Genomic DNA, 16653 nt, shown 5'->3' with positions numbered 1-16653 from the left:
CAACGGGTCAGCGGCTCACACCGACCTGTTCCAGGGCCTGCCGCAGCGGCTCCCAGCCCCGGGAGCGCGGCAGGCCCCTGGTGCGTGCCCGGACGAGGCGGCCCCAGAAGCCCGCCTGCAGCAGTTCCTCCGGGGGAACGGCCCCCACCCGCTCCAGGATCGCCTCGGGCACCTTCTGCGGGTCGGGGACGACGTACTCCTCGATGATCTCCTCGTACTTGTCCTTGAGCACCGTGTTGGCGGGGTCGGCGCCGAAGACCACGAGCTGACCGGTCGGCTCCGTGTCGACCTGCACGGTCACCAGGTCGGTCCGGTAACGGGCCAGGACCTCGGCCAGCTTGTACACGTCGCCGGTCCAGGCGCCGGTGTGCCGGTCACGGGCCGCCTCGTCCACGTTGCGCGGCAGCATGTCGTCGAAGACGATGACGCTGCCCCAGTCGGAGTGCCTCTCGACGTTGATGAAGTCGCGCAGCGCGTACTCGAACAGGTGCATGCCGTCGATGAACGACAGGTCGAGCGTGGTGCGCCGCCAGTGTCCGAGCGGGCGGCGGCCGCGGCGCAGGTTGCGCCACGGGTGCCGGCCGCCCTTGAGGTGCTGCAACGGGTTGTCGCGGGCGAAGAAGTCGTCGCTGGTGGCCCTCACCAGGTGGACGTCGCACTTGATCTCGGACACGACCTTGAAGGCGGGGTCGACGGCGATGCTGGGGACGCGCGACAGGCGCAGACTGCGGCCGTCGTTGACGCCGATCTCCAGGTAGTTGCGGTTGGCGCTGGCCTTGTGCAGTTCCCGGAGGAACTCATGGCGTTTCACGGACGGGACTCTCCTTGCGGATCCTGGGCAGTGCTTCGTGCAGGGCGGCGCGCCAGTCGCGCGGCGCGGGCAGGCCGATCTCCTGCCAGCGGCCGTGCGCCAGCGCGCTGTAGGCGGGGCGCGGTGCGGGCCGGGGGAAGGCCGCACCCGTGGTCGGGCGCACCCGGGCGGGGTCCGCGCCTATGAGGCGGAACACCTCCCGGGCCAGCTCGTACCAGGTCGCCTCGCCCGAGCTGGTCGCGTGGAAGACGCCGCTCGCGCCGCCTGCGAGGCGGGGGCCGAGCTCGGCGATGCGGGCGGCGACGTCCGCGGTCCAGGTGGGCTGTCCTCGCTGGTCGTCCACGACGTCGACGGTGGGCCGGGTGGCCTCCAGGTCCAGCATCGTGCGGACGAAGCTGCGGCCGTGGACGCCGTAGAGCCACGCGGTGCGCACGACGGCGCCCGCCCCGGGGAGTTCCTCCAGCACGGCCCGTTCACCGGCGAGTTTGGTGCGGCCGTAGGCGGTGCGCGGGGCGGCCGGGTGGTCCTCCGGGTAGGGGGTGGCGCGGGTGTCTCCGGAGAAGACGTAGTCGGTGGAGACGTGGATGAGGCGGGCGCCGTGCGCGGCGCAGGCGCGGGCGAGCAGGCGCGGCCCCTCGCCGTTGATCAGCATGGCGCGTGTCTCGTCGGTCTCCGCGTCGTCCACGGCGGTGTACGCGGCGCAGTTCACGACGCAGTCGGGGCGGTGTCCGGCGAGTGCCGCGTCGAGGGCGCCGACGCCGGTGATGTCCAGGGCGGCGCGGTCCAGGCCGGTGACGTCCTCGCCGCGTGCGGTGAGCTCGCCGACGACGTCGTGGCCGAGCATCCCGGCCGCGCCGGTGACCAGCCACTTCACGCGCGCTCCTCGGCGACGCGCCGCTTCAGCGGCTCCCACCGGGCGCGGTTGTGCTCATACCAGGCGACGGTCTCCGCCAGCCCGGTGGCGAAGTCGTGCCGCGGGCGGTAGCCCAGTTCGTCGCGGGCCTTGCTCCAGTCCACGGAGTAGCGCAGGTCGTGGCCCTTGCGGTCGGCCACGTACTCGACGCTCTCCCAGTCGGCGCCGCAGGCCTCGAGAAGGAGGCCCGTGAGTTCCCGGTTGGTCAGTTCGGTGCCACCGCCGATGTTGTAGATCTCGCCGGGGCGGCCCTTGGTGCGGACGAGGTCGACGCCGAGGCAGTGGTCGTCGACGTACAGCCAGTCGCGGACGTGGAGACCGTCCCCGTACAGCGGGACCTTCTCGCGGTCGAGGAGGTTCGTGACGAACAGCGGGACGAGCTTCTCGGGGAACTGGTGCGGGCCGTAGTTGTTGGAACAGCGCGTGACCCGCACGTCGAGGCCGTGGGTGTGGTGGTAGGCCAGCGCGAACAGGTCGGAGGAGGCCTTGGACGCGGAGTAGGGGGAACTGGGGTTGAGCGGATGGTCCTCGGTGGCCGACCCGGTCGCGATCGAGCCGTACACCTCGTCGGTGGAGACGTGCACGAACGGCTCGACGCGGTGGCGCAGGGCCGCGTCGAGGAGGGTCTGGGTGCCGACCACGTTGGTGAGGACGAAGTCGGCGGCGGTGAGGATGGAGCGGTCCACGTGGGACTCGGCCGCGAAGTGCACCACCTGGTCCGCCTGGGACATCAGCTTGTCGACGAGTCCGGCGTCGCGGATGTCGCCCTGCACGAACTCCAGGCGGGGATGGTCCAGTGCGAGGTTGTCGAGGGTGCCCGCGTAGGTGAGCTTGTCCAGCACGGTGATGCGCGGCGCGTCGGGCGCGCCGGAGTCGAGGAGGGTGCGGACGTAGCGCGAGCCGATGAAGCCGGCGGCGCCGGTGACGAGGAGGTTCATGTGTGAATCTGCACCTTGCTGTGGTCGCCGAGGACGAGTCGGTGGGCGCTGGGCACACTGGGCGCCGGGGTCACCTCCACGTGCCGGCCGATCAGTGACGACTCGATCCGGCCCACCCCGTGGATCGAGGAGTCCCGCAGCACTATGGAGAACTCGAGCTCGCTGTCGGCGATGCGGCAGTTCTCCGCGACGGACGTGTACGGCCCGACGTAGGAGTCGCTGACGACTGTCCCGGCGCCGATCACCACGGGGCCGACGATGCGCGAGTTGACGATCTTCGCGCCCTTCTCGACGATCACCCGTCCGATGGTCTCGGAGCCGGTGTCGACCTCGCCGTCGATGCGGCGGTCCATGCTCTCCAGGACGGTGCGGTTGACCTCGAGCATGTCGACGACGTTGCCGGTGTCCTTCCAGTAGCCCCGGACGATCGTGCAGCGCACGTCGGCCCTGTGGTCGATGAGGTGCTGGATGGCGTCGGTGATCTCCAGTTCGCCGCGCCAGGAGGGCTCGACGGAGCGCACGGCCTCGTGGATGACGGGCGTGAACAGGTACACGCCGACGAGCGCGAGGTCGCTCTTGGGGCTCTCGGGCTTCTCCTCCAGGCCGATCACCTGTCCGGCGGCGTCGAGTTCGGCGACGCCGAAGGCACGGGGGTCGGCGACGCGGGTGAGGAGGATCTGCGCGTCGGGGCGGTTCTCGCGGAACTCCTCCACGAGGCCGGTGATGCCGCCGACGATGAAGTTGTCGCCGAGGTACATCACGAAGTCCTCGTCGCCGAGGTAGTCGCGGGCTATCAGCACGGCGTGCGCGAGGCCCAGCGGGTGCTCCTGCGGGATGTAGGTGACCTTCAGGCCGAACTCCGAGCCGTCGCCGACCGCTTCCTCGATCTCGGCGGCCGTGTCGCCGACGATCATGCCGACGTCGGTGATCCCGGCCTCGGCGATGGATTCCAGGCCATAGAAGAGGACCGCCTTGTTGGCGACCGGTACGAGCTGTTTGGCCGAGGTGTGCGTGATCGGCCTCAATCGCGTTCCGGCGCCACCGGACAGTACGAGAGCCTTCATCTGGCTCACCTTAGCGGTGATCTCCGATGAAGTGTCGGGACTTGGGTGGTTTCGCCCGATGATCGATCGGCTGAATTCCGGTGACTCGGGTTGCCACGGAGGAGGGTGCGGTTCCGGACGCCGTTCGGGCGCTCCGGAGCACCCGGGCTCTCGCGGCTCGGGCTTATGGCTCGGACTCGCGGCTCGGGCTTACCGTTCGGACTCGCGGCTCGGGCTTACGGCTCGAGGAGTCGGCCGGGGGCGGCCCCGCGTTCAGTCCTCGCCGCGCACGATGTTGCCCTCCGGGGCGGCGCCGGCGGCGCGGGGCGCGTCACGGTCCGCCACGGCGGGAATCCAGGTGCGCGGGGCGTTCTCACCCCGCGGGCGCCGGGCCCTCGACCAGCCCGTCTCGAACCGGCGGAGCACTGCCCCGTACTGCGACTGCGACTGCGCGATCACTGTGCTCGACTTCCCTTCTGCTTCCGTCGGTCGCCCCCGTTGAACCGTTGATCCATGGGCGGGGTACGGGCGTTCCCCGCGCGCTCGGACGTGGGGGCGGGCCGCCCCATGTCACCGAGGGCCGAACCCGGGTCGCGTTCCACGGCGGGAGCGCCGAGGGAGAGGTCCCCACCGGGTGACGTCCCGGACGACGGGCACGCGGCGCGTTACCGCATCAGCTCTGCCACGTGGTCCCAGTCGCCGTCCGGCGACACCCGGCACGGCGGATCACCGGTCGGCCGTGGGGGACGGTCGGCCGTACGGACGCCGGGTACCCGGGAAACCGCCGCGCGCACCTCGGCGCGGGCGGCCCGCCGCGGCGCCGGGGAGACCGGCCGGGGCGTCACTCGAGGGCGATCTCGCTCCACACCTGCTTGCCGCCGCTGACCGGCACGGTCCCCGATGCCGCCGACACGGCCTCCACCAGCAGGATGCCGCGCCCGCCGGTCGCCTCCCAGCCGATGCTGGTCGGCTTGACCGGGGTGCGCGGCGAGCCGTCGGCGACCGCGACGCGTACCCGGCCGTTGATCAGGGTGAGGTCGAGGCGGACCTGGCCGCCGGTGTGCGCGAGGGCGTTGGTGACGAGTTCGGAGACGACGAGGAGGATGGTGTCGATCTGCCGGGTCACGCCCCAGGCCCGCAGGGTGCGGCGGGTGAAACGGCGCGCGTGCCGGACGGCCTCGGGCACGCGCCACACCGTCCAGCTCTCGCGCATGGGGCGGCGGGCCATTCCGTCGTAGCGCACCAGGAGCAGGGCGACGTCGTCGCCGCGTCCGGCGTTGCCGAGCAGGGCGTCGGCGACGAGTCCGAGGTGCGCGGGGTCGGACACGGCCAGTTCGTGGGCGAGGCGGGCCATGCCGGTGTCGATGTCGGTCTCGGGTGTCTCCACGAGCCCGTCCGTGGCCAGCGCGATCACCGTGCCGCGCCGCAGCCTGAGCGGGCTCATGGGGAAGTCGGCCTGCGCGCTCACGCCGAGCGGCGGGCCGCCGTCCACCTCCGCGATCTCCGTCTCACCGCCGGGATGGCGCAGCACGGGCGGCAGGTGCCCGGCGCGCACGCACCAGGCGGTGCCCTCCTCCATGTCGACCTCGACGTACGCGCAGGTCGCGAAGAGGTCGGTCTCCATCTCGGCGAGCAGGCGGTTGGCGTGGGAGACGACCACGTCCGGCGGGTGCCCTTCGGTGGCGTAGGCGCGCAGGGCGGTGCGCATCTGGCCCATGAGGGTGGCCGCGGCGGCGCTGTGGCCCTGCACGTCGCCGATGACGAGGGCGACGTGGTTGTCAACGAGCGGGATGACGTCGTACCAGTCGCCGCCGAGTTCCAGGCCGGCCGTGCTGGGCAGGTAGCGGGCGACGGCGACCGCGCCGGGGAGTTTCGGCAGGCGGCGCGGCAGCAGCTGGCGTTGCAGCATGCCGACGAGCTCGTGCTCGGCGTCGAAGGCGTGGGCCCGCATCAGGGCCTGCCCGGCGAGTCCGGCGGAGGCGGTGAGCAGGGCGCGCTCGTCGGGTCCGAAGTCGTGCGGGGAGTCCCAGCCGATGAGGCAGGCGCCGGCCATGCGGCCTCCGGCGGGCAGCGGCAGGACGGCGAGTCCGCCGGGGCCGACCTCGGCGAGGGCGGGTTCCAGGGCGGTGCCCGCGGGCCAGATCGCTGCACGGCCGTCGCGCAGGGCGGCGGCGAGAGTGGGCATGGCGCGCACCGGCGCGTCGGGCCACTCGGTACGCCATTCCAGCCGCCACAGCTCGGGCCACGACTCGGGTTCGGGCGGGTCGAGGACGGTGACGACGAGCCGGTCGCCCTCCAGCTCGGCGAGCGCGATCCGGTCGGCGTGCAGCGGGCGGCGCAGCGCGGACACGACGGCCTGGCTGACGTCGCGCACGGTGCCGGCGGTGGCGAGCGCGGCGGCCAGGCGCTGCACGCGGGCCACGTCGGTGACGTCGGAGCGCGTCTTGGAGGCGTCGACGACCGTACCGACCAGCCGTGCGGGCCGGCCGTCGCCGCCGGGCACCGGACGGCCGCGCAGCCGGAGCCACCGGGGCGGGCCGTCCGGCCGGGGGACGCGGAACTCCAGCTCGCGGTCGCCGATCGACATGTGGTCGGCCTCCACGACCGACATCAGCGACGGCAGGTCCTCGGGCACGGCCAGGCCGAGGAGAGTCTCGACCCGGCCGTCGAAGCGGGCGCGGGCCAGGCCGAACAGGTCGAGGAGGTCGTCGCCGACCTCGACCCGCCCGCTGTCCATGGCGAGGCTGAAGGCGTTGGACGGCAGGTCCTCGCCGTCGGCCGCCGCGGCCGGGGACCAGACGACGGCGGCGGCGACGAGCTCCAGGCAGGTGCGCGCGTCGGCGTCGAATCCGTCGGGCGACTCGCTGACGGCGAGGAGGACTCCGGGCTGCTCGCCGCGCAGGGGCAGCGCGCCCACGAAGAGCTCCCCGGACGGCACGCGCCCCAGTGCGTCCGGACCGGCGGCGTCGGCGGGGCGCGGCCACACGGCCCGGCCTTCGCGGTGCGCCTCGGCGGCCGGGGAGTGTCCGGCGAGCGGGTAGCAGTCGCGTACGCCGTACAGGGTTTGGGGCACACCGGCGGACTCCACCAGGCACAGCCGCTGGGGGTCCTCGCCGGGTGCGTAGACGGCGGCGAAGGTGGCCCCCGCGAAGATCAGCGCCTGTTCCAGGACGCGGCGCGTCCGCCCGGGTGAGGTGGGGTCCGCGGCGAGTGCCTCGAGGACCGTCTCGGCACGCGACACCGTCGCTCCCCGCCCCCCCGCGTCCTCACTGGCCACGCGGTCATTACAGCGCGTATACGGCGCGTGCGCAGCCCCTGTGGACGACTCACTGTCAGGTTCTGGCCCGGCCCGGCGGCAAGGCGGGCATACGGGACTCGGCATGGGCGGGTGATGCGGGGGTACGCGGCGCACGCACGGGCGGGCGCCCACGGGCCGTACCCGGCAGCCGTACATCGACACCGTACCCCTGCCCCGTATCCCGTAGCGCGTTCGCCGGTGCGTGCCCTCCCGGCACGGGCCGTCCCTCCCCGGTATGACCCATGCCTCCCTGGTGCGGCCGGTCCCTTCCTGGTGGGGCCGGCCTTCCTGGTGCTGGGGCCGGCCCTCCTGGTGCGGAATCCGCGGCCGGGAGGGAGATTGGTTGCCTGGGGCCGTCACCAGGCAGACGCGATGCCGGGACCGCCGCGCGGCCGGGCGAGGGAGGTGGTCGGCGTGCCGGACGGGCAGTCACGGGCACGGGCCCCGGCGGACCCGGACGAGCCGCTCGGCCGTCCGCTGCTCTCCCTCGCGCTGGCGTCGATGATGGAGGAGGTGCGGGCCCACTCGGGTGCCGTGTACTTGCTGGCGCCGGACGAGCCGGTGCTGGAGATGAGCGTGATGGCGGGGCTGCCCCGGGTGTTCGCGGCACCGTGGGAACGGGTCGGGCTGAGCGCGCCGATCCCGGTCGCCGAGGCACTGCGCGAGCGGCGGCTGGTGTGGGTGGGCGGCGAGGAGGAGATGGCGCGCCGGTTCCCGCGCGTCGCCATGGTGCTGCCGTACCCGTTCGCGCTGGTCGCGCTGCCCGTCGCGACGGCCTCACAGCCGTACGGCGCGGTCTTCTTGACCTGGCCCGCCTCGCATCCGACGGAGCTGTCGGAGCGGGAGCGCGAGCATCTGCGCGCGGGCTGCGAGCGGCTGGCGCTGCGCCTTGAGCGGGCGGCGCGTGAGAAGCGTGCACGCCCCGAGCCCGGCCCGCTCGCTGAGCCGGCGCCGCGCGGCCCGGCGCACACGCAGGGCTCGGCGGAGGCGGCACGGATGGCGGCACGACTGCCGTACGGGCTGTGCTCGCTGGACCTGCACGGCCGGGTGACGTACGCCAACCCGGCCGCGGCGGAACTGATGGGAGCGGAAGCGGGGGAACTGCTCGGCACGCAGCTGTGGGTGTCGGTGCCCTGGCTGAACGACCCGGTGTACGAGGACCGGTACCGGGCGGCGCTGATCAGCCAGCACACGACGTCGTTCGTGGCGCTGCGGCCGCCCGGCGACTGGCTGTCGTTCCGTCTCTACCCGTCCACCACCGGGCTGAGTGTGCGCATCAGCCGGGCCCGGGGGGTGAGGGAGCCGAACCGGCGCCCGCAGCGCCCCGAGGGGCCGTCCCGGCTGGTCGGCATCGCGCAGGTGCTCACGCTGGCCAGTGCGCTGACGGAGGCGGTCGGCGCGCAGGACGTGGTGCAGCTGGTGGCGGACGAGATCGCCCCGGCCGTGGGCAGCAGGGCGCTGGTCGTGCTCGCTTCCCGGGCCGGCCGCATGCACGTGCTGGGACACCGCGGCTATCCCGATGCGTGGGTCGTGGAGCGGTTCGACGGGATGCGGCTGACGGAGCGGACGCCGGGCGCGCAGGTGCTGCGGACGGGCGTGCCGGCGTTCCTGGAGTCGCAGGAGGAGCTGGAGCGCGTGTATCCGAGACGGCGCGAGACACCCGACGGCAACGCGGCGTGGGCCTATCTGCCGCTGATCGCCTCCGGCCGTCCGGTGGGGATGCTCGTGCTGGCGTACGCCAGGCCCCACCCGTTCCCGGCGGACGAGCGGGCGGTGCTGACGAGTCTGGCCGGCATGATCGCGCAGGCCCTGGAGCGTGCCCTGCTCTACGACGCCAAGCAGCGGCTGGCGCAGGGGTTGCAGGCGGCGCTTCTGCCGCGTTCTCTGACGCCGCCGGCCGGCTTCGAGACGGCGGCCCGCTATCTCCCGGCCACCCAGGGCATGGACATCGGGGGCGACTTCTACGACCTGATGCCGGTGCACGGGATGGCCGCGGGGGTGATCGGGGACGTGCAGGGCCACAACGTGACGGCGGCCGGGCTGATGGGGCAACTGCGTACGGCGGTCCGGGCGTACACGGCTGTGGGGCAGGCGCCGGAGGAGGTGCTGAGCAGTACCAACCGGCTGCTGATCGACCTCGGTTCGGATCTCTTCGCGAGCTGTCTGTATCTGCGGCTGGATCAGGAGCGGGGGCGGGTGGTGATGTCCCGTGCGGGTCATCCGCCGCCGCTGCTGCGCCGTCCGGACGGCCGGGTGCGGGTGCTGGACCTCGCGGGCGGTCCGCTGCTGGGCATCGACACGTCGGCCTCGTATCCGACGACGGAGATCGATTTTCCGCCCGGCAGCCTGCTGGTCCTGTACACGGACGGGCTGGTCGAGTCCCCCGGCACCGACTTCGAGGAGGAGCTCGCGGCGCTCGGCCGCCGCCTGTCCGACGCAGGGGACCTGCCCCTGGACGAACTCGCCGACACCCTCGTCCGCGGGAACGCACCCGAGGGGGAACGACTCGACGACATCGCGCTGTTGCTGCTGCGGGCCACGTGGTGAGGGGCTGACGGTGCGTCTGCGGGGGGCCGCGTCACCGAAGTCGTGGGTGCGGGCGGGTCCGGCCCTCCCGCCGAGGAGGCCGGACCGGCCCTCGTCCCGTCCGGCCGGGATCGCGGGGGTCGCGGCCGGGCGGGACCAGGGGTCCCGTGACCTGCGGTGGGGAGCCGCGCGACGTGATGCCGCGTGGTGCCACGCCCCGTGGTGCCGCACGACGGGGCCCGCACGGAGTCGGCCCGTACGGCGTGACCGGCACGGGGCGTCAGTTCGTCGGCGCGCGGCCGTTCGCTCATTTCGGTCGAGTACGCAGCGTCATCGCACGGCGACGTTCCGTCGCGGCACGGGGAACGGAATTTCGACTTCAGTGAATCTGCACACCGAATGCCCATCGCGGTCACCACGACCGGAAATCTGCACACGCGCACGCCCCCCGAAGGGACCATTGGTGCGGGACTGCCTGATTCGGCACGAGCGCCGCAAGGGGCGGTGCGAACCGATGCCGCGAGGCATGTGAAGAAGTCGCCCCCACGCCGTGCGCACACCTGCACCGTTCGGTCCGCCCGTCTGACAAATGGCCTGGTGAGACGTTTGGTTGATTGGAGACCCGACGCGCTGCGTGCTTTGATCCATCGCACCGAAGGGACCGTTCGGGCTTCCCGGAGACGGGTGCCCGGTGTCCGCGGTGCGGCGGCTGTCCCTCTGTCCCCAGAAGTGGCCGCTCCCCCTTGTGAATACCCATACGAAGGGAAAGTTCCATTATGAACAACCCCCAGGTTGAGACCGTTGAGATCTCCGACGCCGAGCTCGACAACGTCTCCGGCGGCCTGTCCGTGAACGCCCTCAACACCGTCACCGGTGCCCTGAACGGCGTCGCCCCGGTCAGCGCGACCGCCGACACCGCCATCGCCACGGTCGAGGGTGCCACCGGCCTGAGCGTCGCCCCGGTCCAGGGCCTGGTCGCCGGTCTCTGATCGCACCCCTGTATGTCTGAGTCCCGGAGCCGCAGCCGGCGGTTCCGGGATTCTCGGTTGTCCTCTTCCTTTCTCCGGTCCGCGCCGAGCGCCCCGTGTGCGCGCCCGCGCCGGCCGGACCCAGTGATTCCTCAGGTGAGGGAAAGTCCGTGCAGTTCCGCCAACAGGCCCTCGCCAAGCTCCAGTCGCCCGAGGAGCTCGACCTCCCGGTGCGTTTCGCACGCCCGCAAGGCTGGCTCGTGCTGTCCGTGACGCTGGTCGCGATGGCGGCGGCGTCCGTGTGGGCGACGACCGGTTCGGTGGCCTCCACGGTGAGCGCGCCCGCCGTCCTCACCCACGGCCAGGGCAGCTACCTCCTGCAGAGTCCCGTCGCGGGCCAGGTCACCGCCGTACTCGCCGAGCCGGGGCAGCGCCTTCCCGCCGACTCCCCCGTCCTCAAGGTCCGTACGCAGCAAGGCGCGCAGCAAGGTACGCAGCAGGACGAGACGGTCGTACGGACCATCAGCGCCGGGCGGGTCAGCGCCATCGCCGCCACGGTCGGCCAGATCATCCAGACCGGCGCGAACGTCGCCGCCGTCGAGAAGGTCGCCCACGCCGACGACCCGCTGTACGCGACGGTCTACGTGCCCGCCGAGAACGCGGCCTCGATCCCGGCCCGTGCCACCGTCGACCTGACCGTGCAGTCGGTGCCCAGCCAGGAGTACGGCGTGCTGCGCGGCAGGGTGAAGTCCGTGGACCGCGCCGCCCAGTCGGCGCAGACGATCGCGGCGTTCCTCGGCGACACCCAGCTCGGTGAGCAGTTCACGAAGAAGGGCAGGCCGGTGGCCGTCACGGTCCGCCTCGTCGAGTCGTCCGCCACCAAGAGCGGTTACGCGTGGTCGTCCGCCGACGGGCCGCCGTTCAAGCTGACCTCCATGACCCTGGCCACGGGGTCGGTCAAGCTGGCCGACGAGCGCCCCGTCGACTGGCTGCTGCCGTGAGCGCCGCGCCGGACACCCGCTCCCGGCGACGCGCCGCACCGCCCAGGCGCAAGGTCCCCACCAGCCGGGTGAAGACGGTCCGCACCCCGACCGTGCTCCAGATGGAGGCCGTCGAATGCGGTGCCGCCTCCCTGGCGATGGTCCTCGGCCACTACGGCAGGCACGTCCCGCTGGAGGAGCTGCGCATCGCGTGCGGCGTGTCCCGGGACGGCTCACGCGCCAGCAACCTGCTGAAGGCCGCGCGCAGTTACGGTCTGACCGCCAAGGGCATGCAGATGGACACCGCGGCGCTCGCCGGGGTGGCGGCGCCGGCCATCCTGTTCTGGGAGTTCAACCACTACGTCGTCTACGACGGCATGGGCCGGCGTTTCGGCCGCCGCGGGGTCTACATCAACGACCCCGGCAAGGGCCGCCGTTTCGTGCCCATGGAGGACTTCGACGGCAGCTTCACCGGGGTCGTGCTGGTGATGGAGCCCGGCGCCGGCTTCACCCGGGGCGGGCGCAAACCCGGCGTGCTGGGGGCGATGCCGGCCCGGCTGCGCGGCACCGCCGGCACCCTGCCCACCGCCGTGCTGGCGAGTCTGCTGCTGGTGCTGGTCGGAGCGGCGGTGCCCGCGCTGAGCCGCACGTACATCGACATGTTCCTGATCGGCGGGCAGACCTCGCTGCTGGGCGTGCTGTTCGCGTCGATGGCGGCGAGCGTGCTGCTGACGGTGGTTCTGACGTGGCTCCAGCAGGCCAACCTGCTGCACGGCCGCATCATCTCCTCCACCCTCTCCAGCGCCCGGTTCCTCCGGCATCTGCTGCGGCTGCCGGTGACGTTCTTCTCGCAGCGCAGCCCGGCCGACCTCGTGCAGCGGCTGCAGTCCAACGACGCCGTCGCCGAAACCCTGGCCCGCGACCTCGCGGCGGCGGGCGTCGACGCGGTCGTCGTCGTCCTCTACGCGCTGCTCCTCTACACCTACGATCCGCAGCTCACCTTCGTCGGGATCGGTGTGGCGCTGCTGAACATCGTGGCGATGCGGGTCGTCATCCGGCTGCGTGCCACCCGCACGGCGAAGCTCCGCGCGGACACGGCGCGGCTGACCAACACCGCGTACACCGGCCTGCAGCTGATCGAGACGCTGAAGGCGACCGGCGGCGAGGACGGCTACTTCCGCAAGTGGGCCGGGCAGCACGCCACGACGCTGGAGGAGCAGCAGCGTCTCGGGGTGCCGAGCGCCTGGCTGGGCGTGGTCGCGCCGACGCTCGCCACGGTGAACAGCGCGCTGATCCTGTGGATCGGCGGCATGCGCGCGGTCGAGGGCCACATCTCGATCGGTCTGCTGGTCGCCTTCCAGGCGCTGGTCACCCGTTTCACCGCCCCGCTCACCCGTCTGAACGGCGTCGCGGGCCGCATCCAGGACTTCGCGGCGGACGTGGCCCGTCTGAAGGACGTGGAGAACTTCAAGGCGGACCCGCTCTACGGCCGTCCCGGCACCGGCGACTCCACGCGCCGCCTGCACGGTCACGTGGAGCTGGAGAACATCACCTTCGGCTACAACCCGCTGGACAAGCCCCTGCTCAGCGGTTTCGACCTGACCGTGGGGCCCGGCCAGCAGGTCGCCCTGGTCGGCGGCTCCGGCAGCGGCAAGTCGACGGTGTCCCGGCTGATCTCCGGCCTGTACACCCCGTGGGAGGGAGTCATCCGCATCGACGGGCAGCGCATCGAGGACATCCCGCGCGGTGCCCTCGCGGCCTCCGTCTCCTTCGTGGACCAGGAGGTGTTCCTGTTCGAGGGCACCGTCCGCGACAACGTGGCGCTGTGGGACCCGTCGGTCCCGGACGACGCGATCGTGGAGGCCCTCCAGGACGCGGCGCTGTACGACGTGATCGTGCGCCGCCCGGGCGGAATCCACAGCCGGGTGGAGCAGGACGGCCGGAACTTCTCCGGCGGGCAGCGCCAGCGTCTGGAGATCGCGCGGGCGCTGGTGCGGCGGCCCAGCATCCTGGTGCTGGACGAGGTGACGAGCGCGCTGGACGCGGAGACCGAGCTGGTCGTGATGGACAACCTCCGCAGGCGCGGCTGCGCGTGCGTGGTGATCGCGCACCGGCTCAGCACCGTCCGCGACAGCGACGAGATCGTCGTCCTGCAGCACGGCACGATCGTGGAGCGCGGGCGGCACGAGGAACTGGTGGCGCGCGGCGGGGCGTACGCGGCGCTCGTCAGGGAGCGATGAGATGACGACGACCGGCAGCGAGGAAGACCTCGTTCTCGGCGCGCTCGGCGCGCTGGGCACGCCCATCGACTGCGCGGGTTTCAGCCGCCTCGACCTTCAGGGACCGCAGGTGCTGTGGCTCGTCGCGTCGGGCGCGGTCGACCTGTTCGCGGTGGACGCGGGGCAGCAGGGCCACTGGCATCACCTGGGCCGTCTGGAAGCGGGTTCGCTGCTGCTCGGACCGGTGGCCGGGCCCCAGCACACGCTGGTCGCACGGCCGCTGCGGGACTGCGTCGTGCACCGCATCGGGCTGCGCGAGCTGTACCAGCCGACGAGCACCCAGACATGGTCGTACGACGAGTACGGCCAGCCGCAGTACGTGCCGCCGACGACGAGCGGGCTGGAGTACGCGCTCGCCCTCGGCGTGGGCCGCAGCCTGTCGATCCTGTTCCAGGCGCCCATGGCCGGCGACGGGGGTGTGGCGCCCGCCGACGACGACGTGTTCTGGATGCAGGTGCCGCCGGGCAGCGTGCAGTACGGCTCGCTGTACGGCGCGGAGGCGGCGGCCGACCTGCTGGTGGATCCCGGGCTGTGGCAGAGCATGGTCGACCAGCAGTACCGGCTGCTGACCACGCTGGACCGCTGGATCGAGCAGTTGGAGCGCACCCACGAGACGCGGACGGCCGCCGGGATCGCGGCCGGTGAGGCGGTGCGCGCCCAGGCGGACCGCACGCTGCTCGCGTCCATCGGCAAGCGGTCCCAGCGGCGTGCCACGGCCGCCGACGCCGACGCCACGTATGCGGCGTGCCGGCTGGTCGCGCGGGAGTCGGGCATCACGCTCGCCCGGCCGGCGCAGAGCGGCACCGGCGGGGACCGTCTCGACCCGGTGGAGCTGATCGCCGTGACCTCCCGGGTCCGTACCCGGGCCGTCCGGCTCGACGGGCAGTGGTGGCGGGACGACGTGGGCCCCCTGGTCGGGCATCGCGCGCTGTCGGGGGCGCCGGTCGCGCTGCTGTGGCGGCGCGGCGGCTATGTGGCGGTGCATCCGTCGACCGAGCGGGAGACGCCGGTCGAGAAGGCCAACGCGGAGGAGTTCGAGCCGCGGGCGGTGATGTTCTACCGTCCGCTGCCGGAGAAGCGGCTCGGTCCGGCCGGACTGCTGCGGTTCTGCATGCGGGGCACGCGCGGCGACCTCACGGGGCTGCTGCTGAGCGGACTGGTGACGGTGGTGATCGGTGCGCTGGTGCCGGTCGCGACGGGCAGGGTGCTCGGCGAGTTCGTGCCGAGGGCGCAGACCGACCTCATCGCGCAGGTGTGTCTGGCCGTGATGCTCAGCGGGGTGGTCGCGGCGGCGTTCATGCTGTTGCAGAACCTGACGATCCTGCGGCTGGAGGGCCGGATCGAGGCGACGCTGCAACCGGCGGTGTGGGACCGGCTGCTGAGACTGCCGACGAAGTTCTTCACCGAGCGTTCCACCGGCGAACTGGCGAGCGCCGCTATGGGCATCAGCGCGATCCGCCGCCTGCTGGCCGGTGTCGGACCCACGGTGAGCCAGTCGGTGACGGTCGGCGCGATGAACCTGGGTCTGCTGCTGTGGTTCAGTGTGCCGATGGCGCTGGCGGCGATCGGCATGCTCGTGGTCATCGCGGGCGTGTTCACGGGGCTCGGGCTGTGGCAGGTGCGCTGGCAGCGGCGGCTGGTGGTGCTCACCAACAAGCTGAACAACCAGGCGTTCCAGACGCTGCGCGGCCTGCCCAAGCTGCGGGTCGCCGCCGCCGAGAACTACGCGTACGCGGCGTGGGCGTCGCAGTTCGCGCGCAGCCGTGAACTCCAGCAGAGGGTCGGCCGCATCAAGAACATCACGACGGTGCTCGGCGCGGTGTACCTGCCGCTGTGCACGCTCCTGATGTTCATGCTGCTGGCGGGCCCGGCCCGGGGCTCCATGTCGGCGGCTGCGTTCCTCACCTTCAACACGTCGGTGACGATGCTGCTGACCTCCGTCACACAGCTGACCGGCGCGTTCGTGTCCGCGGTGGCGGCGCTGCCCCTGTTCGAGGAGATCCGGCCGGTGCTGGAGGCGACCCCCGAGGTGCGCACGGCGAGCACCCGGCCGGGCCCGCTGACCGGCGCGATCGAGGCGCGGCGGGTGTCGTTCCGGTACACCGACGACGGGCCGCTGGTCCTGGACGACGTGTCGTTCGCGATGCGGCCGGGCGAGTTCGTGGCGATCGTCGGCCCGAGCGGCTGCGGCAAGTCCACGCTGCTGCGGCTGCTGATCGGCTTCGACCGTCCGGTGTCGGGAAGCGTGCTCTACGACGGGCAGGACCTGGCGGCCCTCGACCAGTCGGCGGTGCGCCGGCAGTGCGGGGTGGTGCTGCAGCACGCGCAGCCGTTCACCGGGTCGATCCTGGACGTCATCTGCGGCAGCGAACCGTACACGCCGGAGGAGGCGATGGCGGCGGCCGAGATGGCGGGCCTGGCCGAGGACATCCGGCTGATGCCGATGGGCCTGCACACCATCGTGTCGGGCAGCGGGGCCGTCTCGGGCGGCCAGCGGCAGCGGCTGATGATCGCTCAGGCGCTGATCCGGCGGCCGCGCATCCTGTTCTTCGACGAGGCGACCAGTGCCCTCGACAACGAGACGCAGCGCACCGTCATCGAGTCCACCAAGGCCCTCAACGCCACCCGCGTCGTGATCGCGCACCGCCTGTCGACGGTGCTGGACGCGGACCGGGTGATCGTGATGGAGGACGGCAAGGTCACCCAGCAGGGCCCGCCCGCGCAGTTGCTCGCGGACACGGCCGGCCCGCTGCACGAACTGGTGCGGCGCCAGATGGCATGACGCCCGGCCGTCGCGTCGGGCGTCGGGCGTCGGGCGTCGGGCGTCGGGCGTCGGGCGTCGGGCGTCGGGCGTCGGGCGTCGGGCGTCGGGCGTCGGGCGTCGGGCGTCGGGCGTG

11 protein-coding genes are annotated in these 16653 nt (G+C 72.6%); 5 read left to right on the top strand and 6 right to left on the bottom strand.

All coding sequences use genetic code 11. The features are described from left to right. Positions 1–7: 7 nt before the first annotated feature. The 6 genes from ABZ354_RS25605 to ABZ354_RS25580 form a co-directional block, all read right to left on the bottom strand. Positions 8–811 carry a class I SAM-dependent methyltransferase gene (locus ABZ354_RS25605; RefSeq protein WP_358660525.1) on the bottom strand — a complete coding sequence of 268 codons (804 nt, stop codon included), beginning with the start codon at positions 809–811 and terminating at the stop codon, positions 8–10. Continuing rightward, complete coding sequence (rfbD, locus tag ABZ354_RS25600) at positions 798–1685, bottom strand: dTDP-4-dehydrorhamnose reductase (RefSeq protein ID WP_358660524.1); 888 nt, start codon at positions 1683–1685, stop codon at positions 798–800. The genes ABZ354_RS25605 and rfbD overlap by 14 nt, the downstream gene beginning before the upstream one ends. Continuing rightward, positions 1682–2662: a dTDP-glucose 4,6-dehydratase gene (rfbB, locus tag ABZ354_RS25595; RefSeq protein ID WP_358660522.1), complete on the bottom strand. Its 981-nt coding sequence runs from the start codon at positions 2660–2662 to the stop codon at positions 1682–1684. Before rfbB ends, rfbD begins: the two co-directional genes overlap by 4 nt. After that, a complete protein-coding gene (locus ABZ354_RS25590) occupies positions 2659–3726 on the bottom strand; it encodes a glucose-1-phosphate thymidylyltransferase (RefSeq protein ID WP_358660520.1) in 1068 nt (355 codons plus the stop codon). The genes rfbB and ABZ354_RS25590 overlap by 4 nt, the downstream gene beginning before the upstream one ends. A 252-nt stretch (positions 3727–3978) precedes the next feature. Beyond that, positions 3979–4164, bottom strand: coding sequence for a hypothetical protein (locus tag ABZ354_RS25585; protein ID WP_358660518.1), 186 nt, complete (start codon positions 4162–4164; stop codon positions 3979–3981). A gap of 382 nt (positions 4165–4546) precedes the next feature. After that, the gene (locus ABZ354_RS25580) at positions 4547–6946 is read right to left on the bottom strand and encodes a SpoIIE family protein phosphatase (protein ID WP_358660516.1); all 2400 of its coding nucleotides are present in this window, start codon (positions 6944–6946) and stop codon (positions 4547–4549) included. 462 nt (positions 6947–7408) lie between these two features. On the opposite strand from ABZ354_RS25580, the gene ABZ354_RS25575 reads away from it, so the two are divergent. From ABZ354_RS25575 to ABZ354_RS25555, 5 genes are all read left to right on the top strand, one after another. Further along, positions 7409–9550, top strand: coding sequence for a SpoIIE family protein phosphatase (locus tag ABZ354_RS25575; protein WP_358660570.1), 2142 nt, complete (start codon positions 7409–7411; stop codon positions 9548–9550). Between the two features lie 755 nt (positions 9551–10305). Next, entirely contained in the window at positions 10306–10518 is a 213-nt protein-coding gene (locus ABZ354_RS25570) for a type A2 lantipeptide (protein WP_358660514.1), read from the top strand. Positions 10519–10667: 149 nt separating this feature from the next. Then, positions 10668–11498 (top strand): HlyD family efflux transporter periplasmic adaptor subunit, encoded by an 831-nt coding sequence (locus ABZ354_RS25565; RefSeq protein WP_358660513.1) that lies wholly within the window; start codon positions 10668–10670, stop codon positions 11496–11498. After that, positions 11495–13717, top strand: a complete 2223-nt coding sequence (locus ABZ354_RS25560) for an NHLP family bacteriocin export ABC transporter peptidase/permease/ATPase subunit (protein ID WP_358660511.1) — start codon at positions 11495–11497, stop codon at positions 13715–13717. The genes ABZ354_RS25565 and ABZ354_RS25560 overlap by 4 nt, the downstream gene beginning before the upstream one ends. A gap of 1 nt (position 13718) precedes the next feature. After that, positions 13719–16538, top strand: a complete 2820-nt coding sequence (locus ABZ354_RS25555; RefSeq protein WP_358660509.1) for an NHLP bacteriocin export ABC transporter permease/ATPase subunit — start codon at positions 13719–13721, stop codon at positions 16536–16538. The last annotated feature ends 115 nt before the right edge of the window (positions 16539–16653 follow it).

The sequence above is a fragment of the Streptomyces sp. NPDC005925 genome, assembly GCF_040638805.1.
In the GTDB taxonomy this organism is placed as follows: Bacteria; Actinomycetota; Actinomycetes; order Streptomycetales; family Streptomycetaceae; genus Streptomyces.
This window is presented reverse-complemented; position numbering and strand designations above follow the sequence as displayed.

What these genes read in the sequence shown, in the direction of transcription:
- ABZ354_RS25570 (WP_358660514.1), top strand. Translation starts at nt 10,306, where the DNA reads ATGAACAACCCCCAGGTTGAGACCGTTGAGATCTCCGACGCCGAGCTC.
- ABZ354_RS25555 (WP_358660509.1), top strand. Translation starts at nt 13,719, where the DNA reads ATGACGACGACCGGCAGCGAGGAAGACCTCGTTCTCGGCGCGCTCGGC.
- ABZ354_RS25590 (WP_358660520.1), bottom strand. Translation starts at nt 3,726, where the DNA reads ATGAAGGCTCTCGTACTGTCCGGTGGCGCCGGAACGCGATTGAGGCCG.
- rfbB (WP_358660522.1), bottom strand. Translation starts at nt 2,662, where the DNA reads ATGAACCTCCTCGTCACCGGCGCCGCCGGCTTCATCGGCTCGCGCTAC.